At 74.8% G+C, this 16,672-nt stretch carries 15 protein-coding genes and 1 tRNA gene; 7 read left to right on the top strand and 9 right to left on the bottom strand.

Translation table 11 applies throughout. The annotated features are described in order from the left end of the window. Positions 1-612 precede the first annotated feature (612 nt). The 4 genes from BMW27_RS14545 to BMW27_RS14530 form a co-directional block, all read right to left on the bottom strand. Positions 613-1,263, bottom strand: a complete 651-nt coding sequence (locus tag BMW27_RS14545; RefSeq protein ID WP_091445324.1) for a formylglycine-generating enzyme family protein — start codon at positions 1,261-1,263, stop codon at positions 613-615. A 186-nt stretch (positions 1,264-1,449) separates the two neighbouring features. Then, positions 1,450-1,526: transfer RNA gene (locus BMW27_RS14540), tRNA-Met, on the bottom strand. Positions 1,527-1,620: 94 nt separating this feature from the next. Then, positions 1,621-4,563: a UPF0182 family membrane protein gene (locus tag BMW27_RS14535; protein WP_245743594.1), complete on the bottom strand. Its 2,943-nt coding sequence runs from the start codon at positions 4,561-4,563 to the stop codon at positions 1,621-1,623. Between the two features lie 204 nt (positions 4,564-4,767). Next, positions 4,768-5,826, bottom strand: a complete 1,059-nt coding sequence (locus BMW27_RS14530; RefSeq protein WP_245743592.1) for a YlbL family protein — start codon at positions 5,824-5,826, stop codon at positions 4,768-4,770. A 178-nt stretch (positions 5,827-6,004) separates the two neighbouring features. Between BMW27_RS14530 and BMW27_RS14525 the strand changes: the two genes are divergently transcribed. Continuing rightward, positions 6,005-7,399: a zinc-dependent metalloprotease gene (locus BMW27_RS14525; protein WP_091445319.1), complete on the top strand. Its 1,395-nt coding sequence runs from the start codon at positions 6,005-6,007 to the stop codon at positions 7,397-7,399. Positions 7,400-7,445: 46 nt separating this feature from the next. Here the strand turns inward: BMW27_RS14525 and BMW27_RS14520 are convergent, their stop codons facing one another. Then, on the bottom strand, positions 7,446-8,108 hold the full coding sequence (locus tag BMW27_RS14520) for a M48 metallopeptidase family protein (protein ID WP_245743590.1): 663 nt from the start codon (positions 8,106-8,108) through the stop codon (positions 7,446-7,448). Between the two features lie 384 nt (positions 8,109-8,492). Here BMW27_RS14520 and BMW27_RS23460 point away from each other — a divergent pair, with 384 nt between their 5' ends. The 3 genes from BMW27_RS23460 to BMW27_RS14510 all read left to right on the top strand — a co-directional run bounded on the left by BMW27_RS23460 (position 8,493) and on the right by BMW27_RS14510 (position 11,315). Then, on the top strand, positions 8,493-8,645 hold the full coding sequence (locus BMW27_RS23460) for a DUF5679 domain-containing protein (RefSeq protein ID WP_012950213.1): 153 nt from the start codon (positions 8,493-8,495) through the stop codon (positions 8,643-8,645). Between the two features lie 155 nt (positions 8,646-8,800). Continuing rightward, positions 8,801-9,973, top strand: coding sequence for a ThiF family adenylyltransferase (locus BMW27_RS14515; protein ID WP_091445317.1), 1,173 nt, complete (start codon positions 8,801-8,803; stop codon positions 9,971-9,973). Positions 9,974-9,992: 19 nt separating this feature from the next. Then, entirely contained in the window at positions 9,993-11,315 is a 1,323-nt protein-coding gene (locus BMW27_RS14510) for an ABC1 kinase family protein (RefSeq protein WP_091445315.1), read from the top strand. 202 nt (positions 11,316-11,517) lie between these two features. Here the strand turns inward: BMW27_RS14510 and BMW27_RS23455 are convergent, their stop codons facing one another. The 4 genes from BMW27_RS23455 to BMW27_RS14495 form a co-directional block, all read right to left on the bottom strand. Then, on the bottom strand, positions 11,518-11,682 hold the full coding sequence (locus tag BMW27_RS23455) for a hypothetical protein (RefSeq protein ID WP_175486519.1): 165 nt from the start codon (positions 11,680-11,682) through the stop codon (positions 11,518-11,520). Positions 11,683-11,765: 83 nt separating this feature from the next. Continuing rightward, on the bottom strand, positions 11,766-12,002 hold the full coding sequence (locus tag BMW27_RS14505) for a WhiB family transcriptional regulator (RefSeq protein ID WP_281244766.1): 237 nt from the start codon (positions 12,000-12,002) through the stop codon (positions 11,766-11,768). Between the two features lie 245 nt (positions 12,003-12,247). After that, complete coding sequence (locus BMW27_RS14500; protein WP_139206909.1) at positions 12,248-12,553, bottom strand: hypothetical protein; 306 nt, start codon at positions 12,551-12,553, stop codon at positions 12,248-12,250. A gap of 183 nt (positions 12,554-12,736) precedes the next feature. Further along, on the bottom strand, positions 12,737-14,761 hold the full coding sequence (locus tag BMW27_RS14495) for an ATP-dependent helicase (RefSeq protein WP_091445308.1): 2,025 nt from the start codon (positions 14,759-14,761) through the stop codon (positions 12,737-12,739). Between the two features lie 150 nt (positions 14,762-14,911). On the opposite strand from BMW27_RS14495, the gene BMW27_RS14490 reads away from it, so the two are divergent. From BMW27_RS14490 to BMW27_RS14480, 3 genes are all read left to right on the top strand, one after another. Next, the gene (locus tag BMW27_RS14490) at positions 14,912-15,175 is read left to right on the top strand and encodes a mycoredoxin (protein ID WP_091445307.1); all 264 of its coding nucleotides are present in this window, start codon (positions 14,912-14,914) and stop codon (positions 15,173-15,175) included. 187 nt (positions 15,176-15,362) lie between these two features. Further along, entirely contained in the window at positions 15,363-15,965 is a 603-nt protein-coding gene (locus BMW27_RS14485; protein WP_091445305.1) for an ANTAR domain-containing protein, read from the top strand. A 95-nt stretch (positions 15,966-16,060) separates the two neighbouring features. Beyond that, the gene (locus tag BMW27_RS14480; protein WP_245743588.1) at positions 16,061-16,612 is read left to right on the top strand and encodes a nucleoside/nucleotide kinase family protein; all 552 of its coding nucleotides are present in this window, start codon (positions 16,061-16,063) and stop codon (positions 16,610-16,612) included. The last annotated feature ends 60 nt before the right edge of the window (positions 16,613-16,672 follow it).

Here is a 16,672-nt window from a genome sequence, read left to right as displayed (position 1 = left end):
CCATCACACGTGGCCGGTGGTGGAGGCGGGTGTGGTGCTGTGCTCGGCAGCGGCGACGCGCAGCCCGGCCGAGCCGTCGTGGAGCGACCTGCGCTGAGCGGGGAGCGCGCTCAGACCCGCGTCATGAGGGTCGCGAACCAGCGCCGTCGGCACCCGGCCTCCCGGTAGTGGGGAGACGCGTCGCCGGCCTGCGACGTCCGGGCCGGATGGCTCCGCGTGGCCTGTGTCCGGGATGAGCAACTCCGGTTGCACCTCGGCGGCACACTGCCGCTTCCTGTGCGTCCGAGGTCGGAGCCTCGTCCTGCACGGTCGACGTCGAAGCACCGCCACGGCAGGTCTGCCGCCTCGGCCAACGGCTGCATCGCCTCCTCGCGCCGTCCGGCGAGGACCGGCGACAGACGGCGCCGTCTCGCCTCAGCGACGACCAGACGCCCGTGTAGCCGTTGCTCCCGTAGATCGTCCAGCGCCCCTCCGACATGCCTCCCAGCGTCAGGCGAGTAACGCCCGGGGTCAGCGGCCGGACACGGCAGGAGCCGGTCCGTTCACGCCACGGGGGCCAGGACGCCCGACGCCTCGACAGGTTGGGGCGGGGAGCCGGCCGGAGGACGGAGCTCAGGACCCGAGCGACCGCGCGAGGCGGAACCCGACGTCGTCGATGCGGAAGGTGGGATGGCTGCGGCGCCGCACCGAGGCCCGGCAGCTCCAGTGCTCGTCGAACCACCCCCCGCCGCGGAGCACCCGGTAAGAGCCGTAGACCTCGGCGTCGTAGACGTCCCAGCACCACTCCCAGACGTTGCCCAGCATGTCGTGCAGACCCCACGGGTTGGGCCGCTTGCCGCCCACCGGACGGAGCCGCTCCTGCGAGTTGCCGCGATGCCAGGCGACGTCCTCGAGAGGCCCGTACCGCGGCCCGGTCGTCCCGGCACGGCAGCCGTGCTCCCACTCACCCTCGGTCGGGAGCCGATAGCCGTCCGCCGACGTGTCCCACTCGATCCCCTCGCCATCGGGATGCAGGTGGTAGGCAGGGGTCAGCCGCTCCTGCCGGGACAGGGCGTTGCAGAACCGCACCGCGTCCCACCACGAGACCCCCTCCACGGGCAGTCGATCGCCCCGAGCGGAGCTCGGCCGCAGACCCGTGACCTGCGCGTACTCCTCCTGTGTCACCGGGTACGCACCCAGCTGGTACGGCGCGAGCTGAACCCACCAGCTACGACGGAGCCGCCGGTCCGACAGCACCACGCTGCCCGCCGGGATGGGGACCATCGCGTTCCGCGTGCCCGGCCTCATGGAGTCGGGACGCTACCGACGCCTGCCAGGGCCGACGCCGACCCCCGGCCCGACGGAGGAGCGCTCATTGCCCGCCCACGCCGCATCTCGACAGAGCGTGGGTCTCAGACCCCTGCACAGACGACAGAGGCCCTCACAGTTACTGTGAGGGCCTCTGTCGGTTGGTAGCGGGGGCAGGATTCGAACCTGCGACCTCTGGGTTATGAGCCCAGCGAGCTACCGAGCTGCTCCACCCCGCGTCGGTGAGACCACCATACCCCCGCGCTGCCCGGGCGTGCAGCGCGGGCCGGCGTGGGCCCCACCACAGGGGCGGGGCCCACGCCGGGCTCGGGCTCAGCCCCCCGGTGTCGTGGCCGCCTGGGCCTGCGCGGTCTGGTACGCCGTGACGGCGGCCTGCAGGTCCTCCAGCGCCTGCCCCTGCCCGGCGAAGTCGCCGTTGCGCTGCGCCGTCTCGAGCGCGGCCAGCGCGCTGTTGATGGCCTGCACCGCCGACTGCATCTCCGGGGTGCTCGGGGTGTCCGCCGTCCCGCCGTCGGCCGGCGGGGCCGGGGTCGCCGGCGCATCGGGCTGGTCGGTGGGTGCGGGGGCGCCGTCGTTGTCGACGGCCGCCTGCCCCGCCCCGGCGCCGAACACCTGGTCCAGCGCCTCGGCGAGGGTGTTGGCGTACCCGACCCGGTCGCCGTAGTTGACCAGCACCTTCTGCAGCAGCGGGAAGGAGTTCTCACCCGTGCCCTCGACGTACAGCGGCTCGACGTAGAGCAGGCCGTTGTCGCCGATCGGCAGGGTGAGCAGGTTGCCGAACACCGCCCGGGACTCCGCGCTGTTGAATAGCGTGAGGTCCGGGCGCACCTGGTTGTTGGTGATAAACGACTGCTGGACCTGCTGCGGGCCCCGGAACGGCGTGTTGCCCGGGAGGGTCAGCACCTGGATCTGCCCGTAGGTCTCCGGCGCGCTGGACGCCGAGACGAAGGACGACAGGTTCTCGCGGCGGAAGGCGTTGAGCGCGCTGGTCAGCTGGAAGCTCGCCTGCGGGTCGCCCGGCCGCTGGGCCAGGATGTAGTACGGCGGCTGCGGCTCCTGGGTGTCCTGCGTCGGGTCGGCGGGGACGGCCCAGCGGTCGTTGCCGCTGTAGAAGTCGCCCGGGTCGCTGACGTGGTAACGGGTCAGGATGTCCCGCTGGACCTTGAACAGGTCCTCCGGGTAGCGGACGTGGCTGACCAGGTCCGACGACATGTCCTCACGAGGCTCGACCAGCCCGGGGAAGGCCTTCATGTAGGTCTGCAGGACCGGGTCCTCGGTGTCCCACTCGTAGAGCGTGACCGTGCCGTCGTAGGCGTCGACGGTGGCCTTCACCGAGTTGCGGATGTAGTTGAACGTCTCGTTCGGCAGCGCCGTCGTCCCGGTGCCGGTCAGCGCGTCGGTGGCCGCCTCGCCCAGCTCCATCTGCTCGGCGTAGGGGTAGGAACCCGAGGTGGTGTAGCCGTCGAGGATCCACTGCACCCGGCCGTCGATGACCGCGGGGTACGGGTCGCCGTCCACCGTGAGGAACGGCGCGGCCTTCTCCACCCGGTCCATCGGGTCGCGAACGTACAGCACCTTGGAGGCGTCGTTGACGGCGCTGGAGAGCAGGAAGTTCCGCTCCCGGTAGAAGATCGCGAAGGTCAGCTGACGGAAGAAGCTGCCGATCTCGACGCCGCCCCGGCCGTCGTAGGTGTTGTTGATCTGCCCCTCGCCGTCGCTGCCCTCGGGCAGGTCGAACTCCCGCGGCTCACCACCCTCGGGGGCGCCGACGACCGAGTAGTCCTGCATCAGCTCGCCGTAGTAGATCCGCGCACCGTCGTCGCTGACCTCGATGGTGCCGCGGGTGGGCAGGTCCCGGGTGGTGAAGCGCGGCTCGCCGCCCTCTTGGCCGGCGACGACCTGGTTGGCCGGCGCGGCCACGAACCCGTTGCCGTGCGTGTAGACGGTGTGCCGGTTGATCCAGGTGTCCTGGTTCTCGCTGAGCCCCTGGCTGTTGAGCTCGCGGACGGCGACCACGTAGTCCTGCGTCTCGCCGTTGATCGTGTAGCGGTCGATGTCGAGCTTCTCGGGGAAGCCGTACACGTTGCGGATCTGCTGGCGCGCGGTGAACGTGGCGGACAGGACGTTGGGGTCCAGCAGCCGGGCGTTGGGGATGGTCTCGGTGTCGTTGCGCAGCTCGGCCAGCGCCGCGGTCGGGTCCACCTCCTCGCCGGTCTCCTGCTGGGCGTAGTCGACGTACCTCACGTCGGCCAGGCCGTAGGCCTGGCGGGTCGACTCGATCGCACGGGCGATGAAGTCGGCCTCGCGCTCGTTGGCGCTGGGCCGGACGACGAACTGCTGCACGATCGCCGGGTAGGCCACGCCGATCACCAGGCTGGAGATCAGCAGCAGTACCAGCGCCGCGGCCGGCAACCGGAAGTTGCGGACGACGACGTTGGCGAGGAAGGCGACCGCGCAGACGGCCGCGGCGAAGACCAGGATCGTCTTGGCCGGCAGCAGCGCGTTGACGTCGGTGTAGCTGGCGCCGGTGAACAGGCCGCCGCGGTCGGAGTAGACCAGCGCGTAGCGGTCCAGCCAGTAGGCGACGGCCTTCAGCGCGACGAACAGCCCGAGCAGCACCGACAGCTGCACCATGGCCGCGCCGGTGAGCTTCTGTCCCGGGGTCTGCAGCCGCAGGCCACCGAACACGTAGTGGGTCAGCAGCGAGCCGATCAGCGCGAGGATGACGATCGCGAAACCGAAGCCCAGCAGCAGCCGGTAGAAGGGGTAGTCGAAGACGAAAAAGGAGATGTCCAGGCCGAACTCCGGGTCGACCCGGCCGAAGTCGGTGCTGTTGCGGAACTGCAGCCAGGTCTCCCAGCTGCCCTGCGCGGTGAACCCGGCGAACAGGCCCAGCACGACGGCGACCGAGGTCAGCACCAGGGTGCGGCGCGGCTCGATCGACTGCCGGTAGCGCTCCAGGTTCTGCTGCTCCAGGGACATCGGCCGGAACGTCGGGCGGAACCGGTAGGCCAGGTGGATCGCCAGCGCGGTGAGCCCGCCGGTGGCCACGCCGGCCACGGCGAACAGCAGGGCGCGGGTCTGCAGCTCGGTCCAGAAGACCTCGGTGAACCCGGTCTCGTCGAACCACAGGTAGTCGACGTAGACGTTGGTGAGCGTCCCGATGGCGGTGAACAGCACCAGCAGGACGGCGATGGCCCCGATGACCACCTTCGCGCGCCGCGACAGGGTCGGCACGGACACGGGGGGCCGCATGGCCACGAGGGTCTCCTTCAGTTGCGGTCGCGGCGGAGCGCCACGGACGGTGCCGGCTCCGGGCGGTCGGGTCGGCCCCGGCTCGGGCCCCCGGGCACCGATCCGGTCGCCCAGACCAACGCTCGGGGCCGTGCGGGGTTCCCCGGCCGCCCGCTCCGCCGACAGCTTCCCCCACCGAGGGGCGTCTGTGTCGCCGGGGCGGCGTCAGCAGGGCTGCGGGGTCCGGCCGGCGCGCAGGTCCTCGAGCGCGGTCAGGGCCTCGGCCAGGTTCGAGACCCGGGCGAGGGTGAGGCCCGGCCGGGGTGCGCCGACGGCGTCGGCGCAGTTGTCGGCCGGGACGAGGAAGAGCTCGGCGCCGATGTGCTCGGCGGCGATCATCTTCAGCTGGATGCCGCCGATCGGGCCGACCTCACCGGTGGCGGTGATGGTGCCGGTGCCGGCCACCGTGGCGCCGCCGGTCAGGTCGGTGTCGCCGACCAGGTCGAGGATGCCGAGGGTCAGCATCAGCCCGGCCGACGGGCCGCCGACGTCCTCGACGGCGATGTCGACGTCGTAGGGCGCCGCGGGCTGCTCGCGGACGACCACGCCAAGCAGCGAGCCCTCGCGCTCCTCGGCGTCCGCCGGGCCGTCGGTCTGCTCCGCGTCGGCGGCGGACCGCGTCGTGACCGTGGCGGTCCCGGGCTGTCCGAGGCGCGTGTAACCGACATCCACCGTCGTGCCGCCGGGGATCGAGCGCAGGACGGCGTCGAGTGTCGCGAGATCGGGCGTCGGTCGGCCGTCGACGGTCTCGACGGCGTCACCCTCCTGCAGCCTGCCCTCGGCCGGGGAGTCCTCGGACAGCCCGCGGACGACGACCTTGACCGGGTGTCCGAGCTCGGCCAGCGCCGCGGCCTCGGCCGCCTCCTCGGAGGTGAGGAAGGCCTGCCGGTTGGCGTCGCGGGTCTGCTGCTCGGTGCGCCCCGGCGGGTAGACGGTCTCCTCGGGGACGATGCTGACCTCGCCGTCGAACCAGCCCTGCACCGCTTCGACCAGGCTCAGCCCGGCCCGGCTGACGCCGACGGTGGTCAGCGTCAACTGCCCCTCGGTCTCGTTGCGCTCGCGGCCCTCGACGCTGATGATCGGTTCGCCGTCGATCTCGCCCAGCGTGTTGAAGGTCGGCCCCGGCACCTGCGCGACGTAGGGCACCGGCACGGCCGCACCCAGGACGCCGAACACCACCAGCAGCACGACACCGACGCTGAGGACGGCCATCCGACGGGTCACGACCGGCGAGCTTAGAGAAGGGACCTCCCTGCCCCTGCGCCTCGTGGGAGGACCCCGCGGGGAGGCCGCCTCTGCCCCCGCCACTCGCGGGCTCGCAGCGGGGGCCACGGCAGGGGCCGCTCGTCCGCTGCCAGCGGACGCAGCGTCCGCGGAGGGGCTGCGCGGCTACCGTGGGGGCATGAGCGATGTCCCGTTCGGCTTCGGTGTCCCCGACCGCGACCCCGAGCGTCGCGACCAGTCCGGGTCAGGCCCCGGGAACGACCCCTTCGGGTCCGCGGGTGGCAACGACCCGTTCGGGTTCGGTGCTCTGTTCGGGGGCGCCGGTGGGGGGACGCCGGAGGAGCTGCTCGCCAAGATGCCGCTGTTCGCCGAGCTGCAGAAGCTGATGACCTGGTCCGGCGGCCCGGTCAACTGGGACCTGGCGCGGCAGGGGGCGATCAGCTCGCTGGCCGCCGGTTCGCAGCCGACCTCCGACGCCGAGCGCGCCGCCGTCGCCGACGCCCTGCGCCTGGCCGACCTGTGGCTCGACCAGGTCACCGAGCTGCCCTCCGGCGTGGACCGGCCGCTGGCCTGGTCCCGCGTGGAGTGGGTGGAGCAGACGCTGCCCGCCTGGAGCAGCCTCATCGACCCGCTGGCCGAGCGCGTCGTCGGCGCCATGACCAGCGCCCTCCCCGCCGAGGCAGCCGCGATGGCCGGCCCGCTCGCCGGGATCATGGGCCGGATGGGCGGCCTGATGTTCGGCGCCCAGGTCGGCCAGGCGCTCGGCCGGCTGTCCGGTGAGGTCCTCACCAGCAGCGAGATCGGCATCCCGCTGGCCCCGGCCGGCGCCGGCGTCCTGCTGCCGCAGAACGTCGCTGAGTTCGCGGCCGGCCTCGACCGCCCCGCCGAGGAGGTGCGGCTGTTCCTCGCGCTGCGCGAGGCGGCCTCGCAGCGGCTGTTCGTGCACGTGCCGTGGCTGCGCCAGCAGCTGCACGACGCCGTCCACGCGTACGCACGCGGCATCCACGTCGACCGCGAGGCAATCGAGCGCGGCATCAACGAGGCGATGGGGTCGATGGGCGGGATCGACCCGACCAACCCCGAGGGCATCCAGGCCCTGCTGGGCAGCGGGCTGCTCGAGCCGGAGGAGACCCCCGAGCAGCAGGCGGCGCTGCGCCGGCTGGAGACGCTGCTCGCGCTCGTCGAGGGCTGGGTCGACAGCGTGGTGGCCGCTGCCGCCGGCGACCGGCTGCCCGGGCACGGGGCGCTGGCCGAGACGATGCGCCGCCGTCGCGCCTCCGGCGGACCGGCCGAGCAGACCTTCGCGACCCTGGTGGGCCTGGAGCTGCGCCCGCGGCGGCTGCGCGACGCGGCTACCGTCTGGGGTGCCATGTCCCAGCGGCACGGCAACGCCGAGCGCGACCGGCTGTGGTCGCACCCGGACCTGCTGCCGACGTCGGACGACCTGGACGAGCCGCTGGACTTCGTCGCCCGCCAGGGTGCTGAAGACGAGCTGCGCCACCTCACCGCCGACGACGCCCAGGAGCCCGGCACCGGGAAGCCCGACACCGAGGGCCGCGACAGCGGGGACTGAACCGGCTCCTGGCCGGGGGTGCCGGCCGGTCGGCCCGTCGACGTCCTCAGTCCAGGTCGTCGTCCCCGGCGGACGAGGTGCCGTGCGCGCTGCCCAGCTCGACGCCCTCGAGGAAGCCGCGCGCCCGCTCAGCCCGCGGGTAGCGCGCCACCAGTGACCAGAAGCGCGCGTCGTGGCTGGGCTCCACCAGGTGCGCCAGCTCGTGCACCAGCACGTAGTCGACGACGTACTCCGGCATGGCGCGCAGCCGGGTGGAGAGCCGGATGGTGCGGTCGGCCGGCGTGCACGAGCCCCAGCGCCGGTTCTGGTTGTCCACCCAGCGGACGCTGGCCGGCTGCGGCACCCCGTCGAGGTGCGCCGCGGAGAGCGCCCGAGCGCGGGCCATCAGTTCGTCGTCCCCACCGAGGGACCGGCGGCGCCGTTCCTCCCGGGTCTGCAGCTTGGCGACCATCTGCGCCACCCAGCGCCGCTCCTCGGCCGGGCTGAAGGCCGCGGGGATGAGCACGACCGTGCGGCCGGACTCCCGGTAGGCGGTGACCGTCCGCCGCCGTCTGCTGCTGCGCCGCACCTCGACGTCCCCTCCGGGCAGCGTCGCGCCCGACGTCCGCGCCGACCGGTCGGCGGGGACCGCGCGGGAGCCCCGCACGTCCCCTGCCACCGAGAGGTCGGGGACGGGGCGACGCTGGGTGTCGGGAGGCGTTCCAGGCACGGGGGAACCGTAGCCACCACGACGGCGGCACGCTCCGGCAGCCGCACGGCGGCGGTGCCATGTCGCACGGACGGTGGACAACAGCCCGCCCGGTCCGGGGACGGGTCCCCGCGAGTGGCCGTCCACAGGGACGTGGCGGACGTTCCCGCAGGTGGGAAGGGCGTCGCGCGGTACTGCACCGGCGCCGTCCGGGCGGCTGTCCCCCGGCCGCGCACAGCGACACGCCGCCGGTTCCCCACGTGCTCCACAGGCCTGTCCACAGGCTGTGGGCAGTGCGGGCGGGCCGGACCGCCGCCGCTCCGGGAACCGCGTGCGCCCCGGGTAGCGTTCGAGGGGACGGCGCCCCGCGCGGGGACGTCGAGCGGACCCGGACGAGGAGGCACCGTGGCGGAGAGCTACAACGGCTACTGCGTGAAGTGCAAGGAGAAGCGCGACTTCGACGGCGAGGTCAAGGTCAGCGAGTCCGGCCGCCGCATGGCGCAGGGCACCTGCCCGGTGTGCGGCACCAAGATGAACCGGATCCTCGGCAAGGCCTGAGAGGACCACCCCTCCCCCTGGAGGGTGGCCGTTCCAGCGGCTGACCGGACCACGAACGGCGGTGCCCGCACGGCGGGCGCCGCCGTTCGCCGTCTCCACCGGGCGCCTGTGGACGGCCGGAGCGCGCCGGGCCGGTGCGCTGGCACCCTGCCCCGGTGTCCGACACCGCGCACCCCCTGCTGCCCGCGAGCATCCCGCTGCTGCACCTGGCCGGGGCGGGCGGCACCGAGGACCTCCAGGTCGGCGGCGCCGACTCTGCCGACGGGCTGCTCGTCTCCCCCGGCACAGCCGGACTCACCACCCTGCTGCGCGGACTGGACGGCCGCCGGCCACAGCGCACGGTCCTCGCCGAGGCCACCAGGGACGGCCACGACCCCACGGTGGTGGCCGCGGTGCTCGACGCCCTGCGCTCCACCGGTCTGCTCGTCGACCTCGACCCCGCCGACCTGCTGGCCTCCGCCGTCGGGCCGGCCGCCGCCGCCCGCACGCGGACCGAACTGCCGACCGCCACGAGCCGGGACTCCGGGTCGCGCTGGCGGCGCCGTCGGGCTGCGACGGTGGTCGTCGACGGCGCGACGAGGGTCGGCGTGCCGCTCGCCGCGGTGCTGGCCGCGAGCGGCGTGGGCCGGGTCAGCGTCCGGGACGACGGGCTGACCACGGCCGGGGACGCCGTCGTGGGCGGGCTGGGTGCCGACGACGAGGGCCGCCCGCGTGCCCTGGCCGCCGCCGACGCCGTCCGCCGGGCCAGCCCGCTCACCGACCTGCGCCCCCTCCCCGCGGGCAGCGCAGCCGACCTCGTCGTCCTCACCCGGACGTGGGCCGCCTCGGACCCGCTCGCAGCCGACCTGCAGCGGCGCGGGGTGCGGCACCTGGTGGCGACCGTCCGCGGGGAGACTGGCGTGGTGGGGCCGCTGGTCGTGCCCGGTGCCACCAGCTGCCTGCGCTGTGCGGACCTGCACCGCCGGGACGCCGACCCGCGGTGGCCGGCGCTGGCCGCCCAGCTGACCTCGGGCGAGGCGCCGCCCGGTGGGGCGACGGTGACCTGCCTGGCGACGGCGGTGACGGCGGCCGTGCAGGTCCTGACCGTGCTCGACGGCGCAGGCGCCCCGGCCAGCCTGGGGACGACCGTGGAGCTCCGCCCGCCGGACCTCCTTCCCCGCACCCGCCGGTGGCCGGCGCACCCGGACTGCGGGTGCGTGCCCCGCGGCGCCGACGAACAGGCCGGAGCTGCTCCGTCAGCGGCGCTGTCGCACATCGGGGGACAATGGTCCCCGAGTGCGCCTCCGGGCCCGGACCGGGCCGGCGCCGCCGCGACCGCGGCCGACTGACCGCCGAGGAGGAGCGCCCGTGACCGAGCCTGACCGGGGTATCCCACGAGGCTCGGTCTCACGGACCGCACGCCTGGCCTCGCTGCCCCTGGGTGCGGCCGGCCGGGCGACCCTCGGCATCGGCAAGCGGCTGTCCGGCCGCCCCGCCGAGGCGGTGAACGCGGAGCTGCAGCAGCGCACCGCCGAGCAGCTGTTCGCCGTCCTGGGGCAGCTCAAGGGCGGGGCGATGAAGCTCGGGCAGACCCTCTCGGTGTTCGAGGCGGCCGTGCCGGAGGAGGTCGCCGCGCCGTACCGGGAGGCGCTGGTGAAGCTGCAGGAGGAGGCGCCGCCGATGCCGGTGCGCACGGTGCACGCGGTGCTGGCCCAGCAGCTCGGCGGCACGTGGCGCACGCGCTTCAAGGAGTTCGACGACGCGCCGGCGGCCGCGGCCAGCATCGGGCAGGTGCACCGGGCGACCTGGCGGGACGGCCGCGACGTCGCCGTCAAGATCCAGTACCCGGGTGCGGCCACCGCCCTCATGGCCGACCTCAACCAGCTGGCCCGCTTCGCCCGGCTGTTCGCCGCCCTGTTCCCCGGCCTGGACGTCAAGCCGCTGATCACCGAGCTCAAGGCCCGGGTGGTCGAGGAGCTGGACTACGGCCTGGAGGCCGACGCGCAGCGGACCTTCGCCGCCGCGTACGCCGACGACCCGCAGATCGTCGTCCCCCGGGTGGTCGCCAGCGCGCCCAAGGTGATCGTCTCCGAGTGGCTCGAGGGGACGCCGCTGTCGAAGGTGATCGCCTCGGGCAGCCGCGAGGAGCGCAACCGCGCCGGGCACCTGCTCGCGGTGCTGCACTTCTCCGGTCCGCAGCGGGCCGGGCTGCTGCACGCCGACCCGCACCCGGGCAACTTCCGGCTGACCCCCGACGGCCGCTTCGGGGTCATCGACTTCGGCGCCACCGCACGGCTGCCCGACGGTCACCCCGAGCCGATCGGCCGCCTGGTCCGCTGGGCGCTGCAGGGCCGGGCCGAGGACGTGCTGGCCGACCTGCGCACCGAGGGCTTCGTCCGCCCCGGCGTGGAGGTCGACGCCCAGGGGGTGCTGGAGTACCTGCTGCCGTTGCTCGAGCCGATCCGGCAGCCGCGCTTCCACTTCACGCGGGCGTGGATGCAGGAGCAGGCCACCCGGATCGCCGACCCCCGCACCGAGGCCAACCGGCTGGGCCGGATGCTCAACCTGCCGCCGGCGTACCTGCTCATCCACCGGGTGACGATCGGGTCCATCGGGGTGCTCTGCCAGCTCGACGCGGAGGACGACTACCGCAGCGTGGTCGAGGAGTGGTTGCCCGGCTTCACCGGGTGAGGACCCGGTCCTCCCCTCCCCGGCGTGGGGAGGACCGGGTCGCCCCGCTGGAGGAGCCCACCGCCGACCCCTGCGGGGTCCCGAGGCTCACCGGCCCCTGCAGGTGGGAGGACCCCGTCGTCCGCACCGCTCGCAGGCCCGCGGCGAGCCTCTGGACGGGGCCTGAGCGGGCCTGCGAGCGGTGGGGGCAGGGGGTCCTCCCTCAGCGGACGGCGGCGCTGGCCCGCGCCGCACGCCGCGTGGCGTACTCCGCACGGCGGGCCCAGCGGCGGGCGGCCCGCAGGCGGCGGGCGCGCGCCTCGGCGTCGGCCTCGGCGCGCAGGCTGCGCAACCGGTCGACGGCCAGTTCGTACTCGATGCTGTACACGTCAGGTCCTCACGTCGTCGTGGGTGGCCCGCCGTCGGCGGACCGGTGGTGTCGTGTGTCGACTGGGACTGCGTGCCGGTCGCTCACGCGACCGCCACCTTGCGGGGGCGACCCCGCGGGCGCTTGCGCGGGATGACCACACCCCGCTCGAAGATCTCCCCGCCCCAGACGCCCCACGGCTCGCCGCGGTCCAGCGCGCCGGCCAGGCAGGCGTCGCGGACGGGGCACTCCGTGCAGCGGACCTTGGCCTCCTCCAGCCCTGCCGGGGTCTCGGCGAACCACAGGTCCGGGTCGGTCCGGCACGGCAGCGGGCGCCGCACCGGTGCCGGCGCCACCTGGGGCGCCGGCCGTCGGGGAAGGGGGCCACCGATCCGGGGCAGCCCGGTTCGGCGGTGGGACGTCGGACGGTCGGCCGTCGACTGCACTGCCGCTCCTCCTCGTACTCGTCGTCTGCGACCGGCGGGAACCCGCCGACCGGGAGTCGGGGCCGGGTACCGCGGAGGAGATGAGAGAGGCCGCGGATCCCGGTTCGGGTTCCGCGGCCTCGAGGAGGTCCTGTCGAGCGCTAGCTCGAGGGTCTCCTCGAGGAGTGGATCCCGAGGGTGGTGCCGTTGTGCTCGGTGGTGGTGCGCCGGCTGACCTGCTGCGCGTAGCCGGTGCCGAAGGCGTCGACCGCCGGCAGGGCGAAGACGCCGATGCCGGTGAGGCCGGGGACACGGGTGCCGGGGCGCCGGGTGGCGGGCGGGGTCACCGGGAGGGCGCGCAGGCGGGCGACCACGGGCGACTCGACGGCGCAGGCAGCCGTACGCACGGCGAGGCCCACCGGGCCACGAGCCCCGGCGGGGGCGAAGGTCCACGTCGTGCTGATCACGTCGCCCACCTCCTCCGGGGGTCGGATCGCGGCCGCTCGGCCGGTCTCGGGTCTGGTGCGCTCGCGGTGCCCGCGAGGCGCGATCAGGACAGTAGGGGGCCGCCGCGGAGACGGTCAACGCAATTAACCGGGCCGTGTCCGGGTGGCTCCGGACGCCCGACCGCCGTGACCGCCCGCGACGGGTCAGGATCCGAGAGTGCTCAGCACGTCCTCGCCGTAGAGCTCCAGCTTGCGGGCCCCGATGCCCGGCAGTGCGGCCAGCTCACGCAGCGATGCGGGACGGGTCTCCGCGATCGCCTGCAGCGTGGCGTCGGTGAAGACGACGTAGGCCGGGACCGATGCCGAGGCCGCCGCCTCGCTGCGCCAGGCCCGCAGCCGCTCGAACAGCTCCCCCGCCTCGCCCTCCAGGACGACCTTGGCGCGCTTCTGCCGGCGCTGCGGCGGCGCCGCCGTCGGCGTGGACCCGGGGACCAGCCCGTCGAGGAAACGACTGCGCGGCCGGGACCGGCGCCCGCCGGGGTTGCGGGCCAGCGACCACGAGAGGTTCAGCTGCTCCCGGGCGCGGGTGACGGCGACGTAGAGCAGCCGCCGCTCCTCCTCGACCGCGTCCGGGCGGGACAGCGACTGGGAGATCGGGAGGACGCCGTCGACCAGGCCGACGACGAAGACGGCATCCCACTCCAGGCCCTTGGCCGCGTGCATCGAGGCCAGCGTGACGCCCTGCACGGTGGGAGCGTGCTGGGCGTCGGCGCGGGCGGCCAGGTGCGACACGAAGCCCGCGAGGTCCAACGTCGGGTCCTCCGCCACGAGGTCCACGGCGAGGTCGACCAGCGCGGCGAGGGACTGCCAGCGGTCGCGGGCCGCTCCCCCGGGCGGCGGGCGGTGCTCCACCCAGCCGGTGGAGGCCAGCACGTCGCGCACGGTCGGCACCAGCGCGCCGGGCTCGGTGCCGCCGGCCGCGGCGCCGCGCAGCAGCAGCACCGCCTCCCGCACCTCCGGCCGCTCGAAGAAGCGCTCACCGCCGCGGAGCACGTAGGGCACGCCGACGGCGGCGAGCGCGTTCTCGTAGACCTCGGACTGGGCGTTGATCCGGAAGAGGACGGCGATCTCCGCGGCCGGGGTCCCCGCGTCGACCAGCGCCCGGCACGCCCGGGCGACCGCGGCGGCCTCGGTGGGCTCGTCGGGGTGCTCGGCGAAGCGCGGCGCGGGCCCCTCGGCGCGCTGGCCCAGCAGCCGCAGCCCGGGCAGGCCCTTGCGCGGCGGCGCCTGCCCGATGAGCTTGTTGGCCAGGGCCACGACCTGCGGCGTGGAGCGGTAGTCGCGCTCCAGCTTGACGACCTCGGCGTCCGGGTAGCGGTCGGCGAAGCCGAGCAGGTAGTCGGGGTCGGCGCCGGTGAACGAGTAGATCGTCTGGTTCGGGTCACCCACCACGCAGACGTCGGCCCGGCCGCCCAGCCAGGCGTCGAGCAGCCGCTGCTGCAGCGGGTTGACGTCCTGGTACTCGTCGACGACGAAGTACCGGTACTGCCCGCGCACCTGCCGGGCGACGTCCGGGTGCTCCTCGAGGGCGAAGGCGGTGACCAGCAGCAGGTCCTCGAAGTCCAGCGCGCCGTCCCGCTGCTTGGCCGACTCGTAGCCGGCGTAGACCCGGGCCACCGCCGCCGGCTCGAACGGCGGCTCGCGGCCGGCGGCCTGGGCCCGGGCCGGGTAGTCGTCGGGCGTGGCCAGCGTGGTCTTGGCCCACTCGATCTCGCTGGCGAGGTCACGCAGGCTGGTGCGGTCGGTCGACAGCCGGGAGCGGGACGCCGCGGCGGCCACGAGGCGGAGCTTGTTCTCCACCAGCTCGGGCATCGGGCCGCCGAGGACGCGGGGTGCGAAGTACCGCAGCTGGCGCATGGCCGCGGCGTGGAACGTGCGGGCCTGGACGCCGCCCACCCCCAGCCCGGCCAACCGGGACCGCAGCTCCCCCGCGGCCCGGGCGGTGAAGGTGACGGCGAGGACCTGCTCCGGCACGAACGCCCCGGTGTGCACGCCGTAGGCGATCCGGTGGGTGATGGTCCGGGTCTTGCCGGTGCCCGCACCGGCGAGGATGCAGACCGGCCCGGACACCGCCTGGGCGGCGGTGCGCTGCTCGTCGTCCAGCTGGGCGAGCACGGCCTCGGCGCCCGCGACCCGGACGTCCCCGGGTGCACCGGCGATCTGCGACATCGGCCTCCCCGTCTCCCGTCGATGGCCGGTGCCCATCCTCCCAGCCGTCACCGACAGAGGGGGGAAGCATCCCCGGAGGCGCGGCGTTGTCGCGCCGTGACGGACGGGCCCCGGTGCCCGGACCCCGCACCGACCAGGAGGAGATCCTCGATGACCGCCGCTCCCGCCGCCGTGACCATGTACACCACCACCTGGTGCGGGTACTGCGTCCGGTTGAAGAAGCTCATGCAGCGCGAGGGCATCGAGTACGCCGAGGTCAACATCGAGCAGGACGCGACCGCGGCCGACCTGGTCATGCAGGCCAACGGGGGCAACCGCACCGTCCCGACGCTGCTCTTCCCCGACGGCAGCGCCCTGACCAACCCCACCATCGACCAGGTCAAGGCGCAGCTGGCACAGTCCATGGGGTCATGACGGCGGGTGGTCCCTCCGCAGCACTGCGCGAGGGGGCATAGTCGGCGTGGCCGGCTCGTTGCCGTAGCCCTCTCCTCCCCGGCTGCCCGCCGGGCCCAGCCCCTCGCGGAGGCCGCCCAGTGAGTGAGCGCACAGAACCAGCGGAGCGCCCGCCGACGGCACCGTCGGCCGGTTCCGAGGAGGCCGGGTGAGCCAGGGCCGAGAGGACGCAACGGCGGCGGACGGCCCGTGCGGCGCCGAGCAGCCCACCGTGGTGGTGGCCCGCACCGGCCGCGGCTGGTCGGTGTTCGCCCCCGGTCGCGCGGAGGACGTCGACGACCTCGTTGAGGGCATGACCCTCGCCGACCTGGTCAGCGAGGAGCTCGGCGCGACGGTCGAACCGGACCGCGGAGCCCGCCGCGCGGCCCGAGGTGCCGCCGCCGGGCCCGACCCCGACGGCGACCCGCGGGACGCCCGGATCGCTGCGCTTGAGCGCACCGTCGCCCAGCTCGAACACGCCCTGGCCGCCCGGGTCTCCACCGAGCGGGCCATCGGCGTGCTCGCCGAACGTCAGGGCACGACGCCGCAGGCCGCCTTCGAGCAGCTGCGGCGCGACGCCCGCTCGCAGGGGCGGCCGGTGCCCGAGTTGGCCCGCGGGGTCCTCGACGACCTGGCCGTGCGGCCGGTCCCGGCGGAGGCCGACGCCCCCGCCCGGGTGCCACCGGCTCCGCGGCCGCCCGTCCGCGAGGCCGGACGGGCGCCCCGCACCCGCAGCCGGGCCGGGCGCGGGCCCGCGGAGGGCCGGTCCTGACCCGTCCTGAGCCGCTCACCCCGCGGGCGCTGGCCGACCGGCTGGCCGAGCTGCTGGCCGGCACCGAGCCCGACCCGGGGGCGTCCGCACTCCGGGTGGCCGTCGACGGCCCCGACGTCGCACGGCCCGTCGAGCTGGCGACCGCGGTCGCCGAACGCCTCCCGCCGCTGGGTCGCCCTGCCGTCGTCGTGCCGGCCGGCGGGTTCCTGCGCCCGGCGTCGCTGCGGCTCGAGCACGGCCGCACCGACCCCGACGCCCGCTACACCGACTGGCTGGACTCCGGCGCGCTGGCCCGCGAGGTGCTCGACCGGGTGGGGCCCGGCGGCTCCGGGGAGTACCTGCCGGTCCTGTGGGACGTCGAGCGCGACCGGGCCGCCCGCGCCGTCCCCCGACCGATGCAGCATCGCGGGGTGCTGCTCGTGCCCGGCGCCCTGCTGCAGGGGCTGGGGCTGGCCTTCGACGTCGTCGTCCACCTGCGGGTGGCCCCGCCGGCCCGCCGGCGTCGCACGCCGCAGGAGCAGGCGTGGGAGCTGCCCGCCTATGACCGCTACGACGACGAGGTGGACCCGGTGTCCCTGGCCGACGCCGTGGTGCTGGCCGACTCCCCCGACCACCCCGCGCTCGTGCTCCAGGGCCGCTTCAGCTGAGGCAGGGCTCCGGCCACCCGCCCCGTGGCAGGCGCCTGCCCGGTCACCGATCGCGGGATC

This window comes from Geodermatophilus poikilotrophus, assembly GCF_900111455.1.
Taxonomy (GTDB): domain Bacteria; phylum Actinomycetota; class Actinomycetes; order Mycobacteriales; family Geodermatophilaceae; genus Geodermatophilus; species Geodermatophilus poikilotrophus.
The sequence above is the reverse complement of the archived record's forward strand: the minus strand, read 5'-3'. Positions and strand labels throughout refer to the sequence as shown.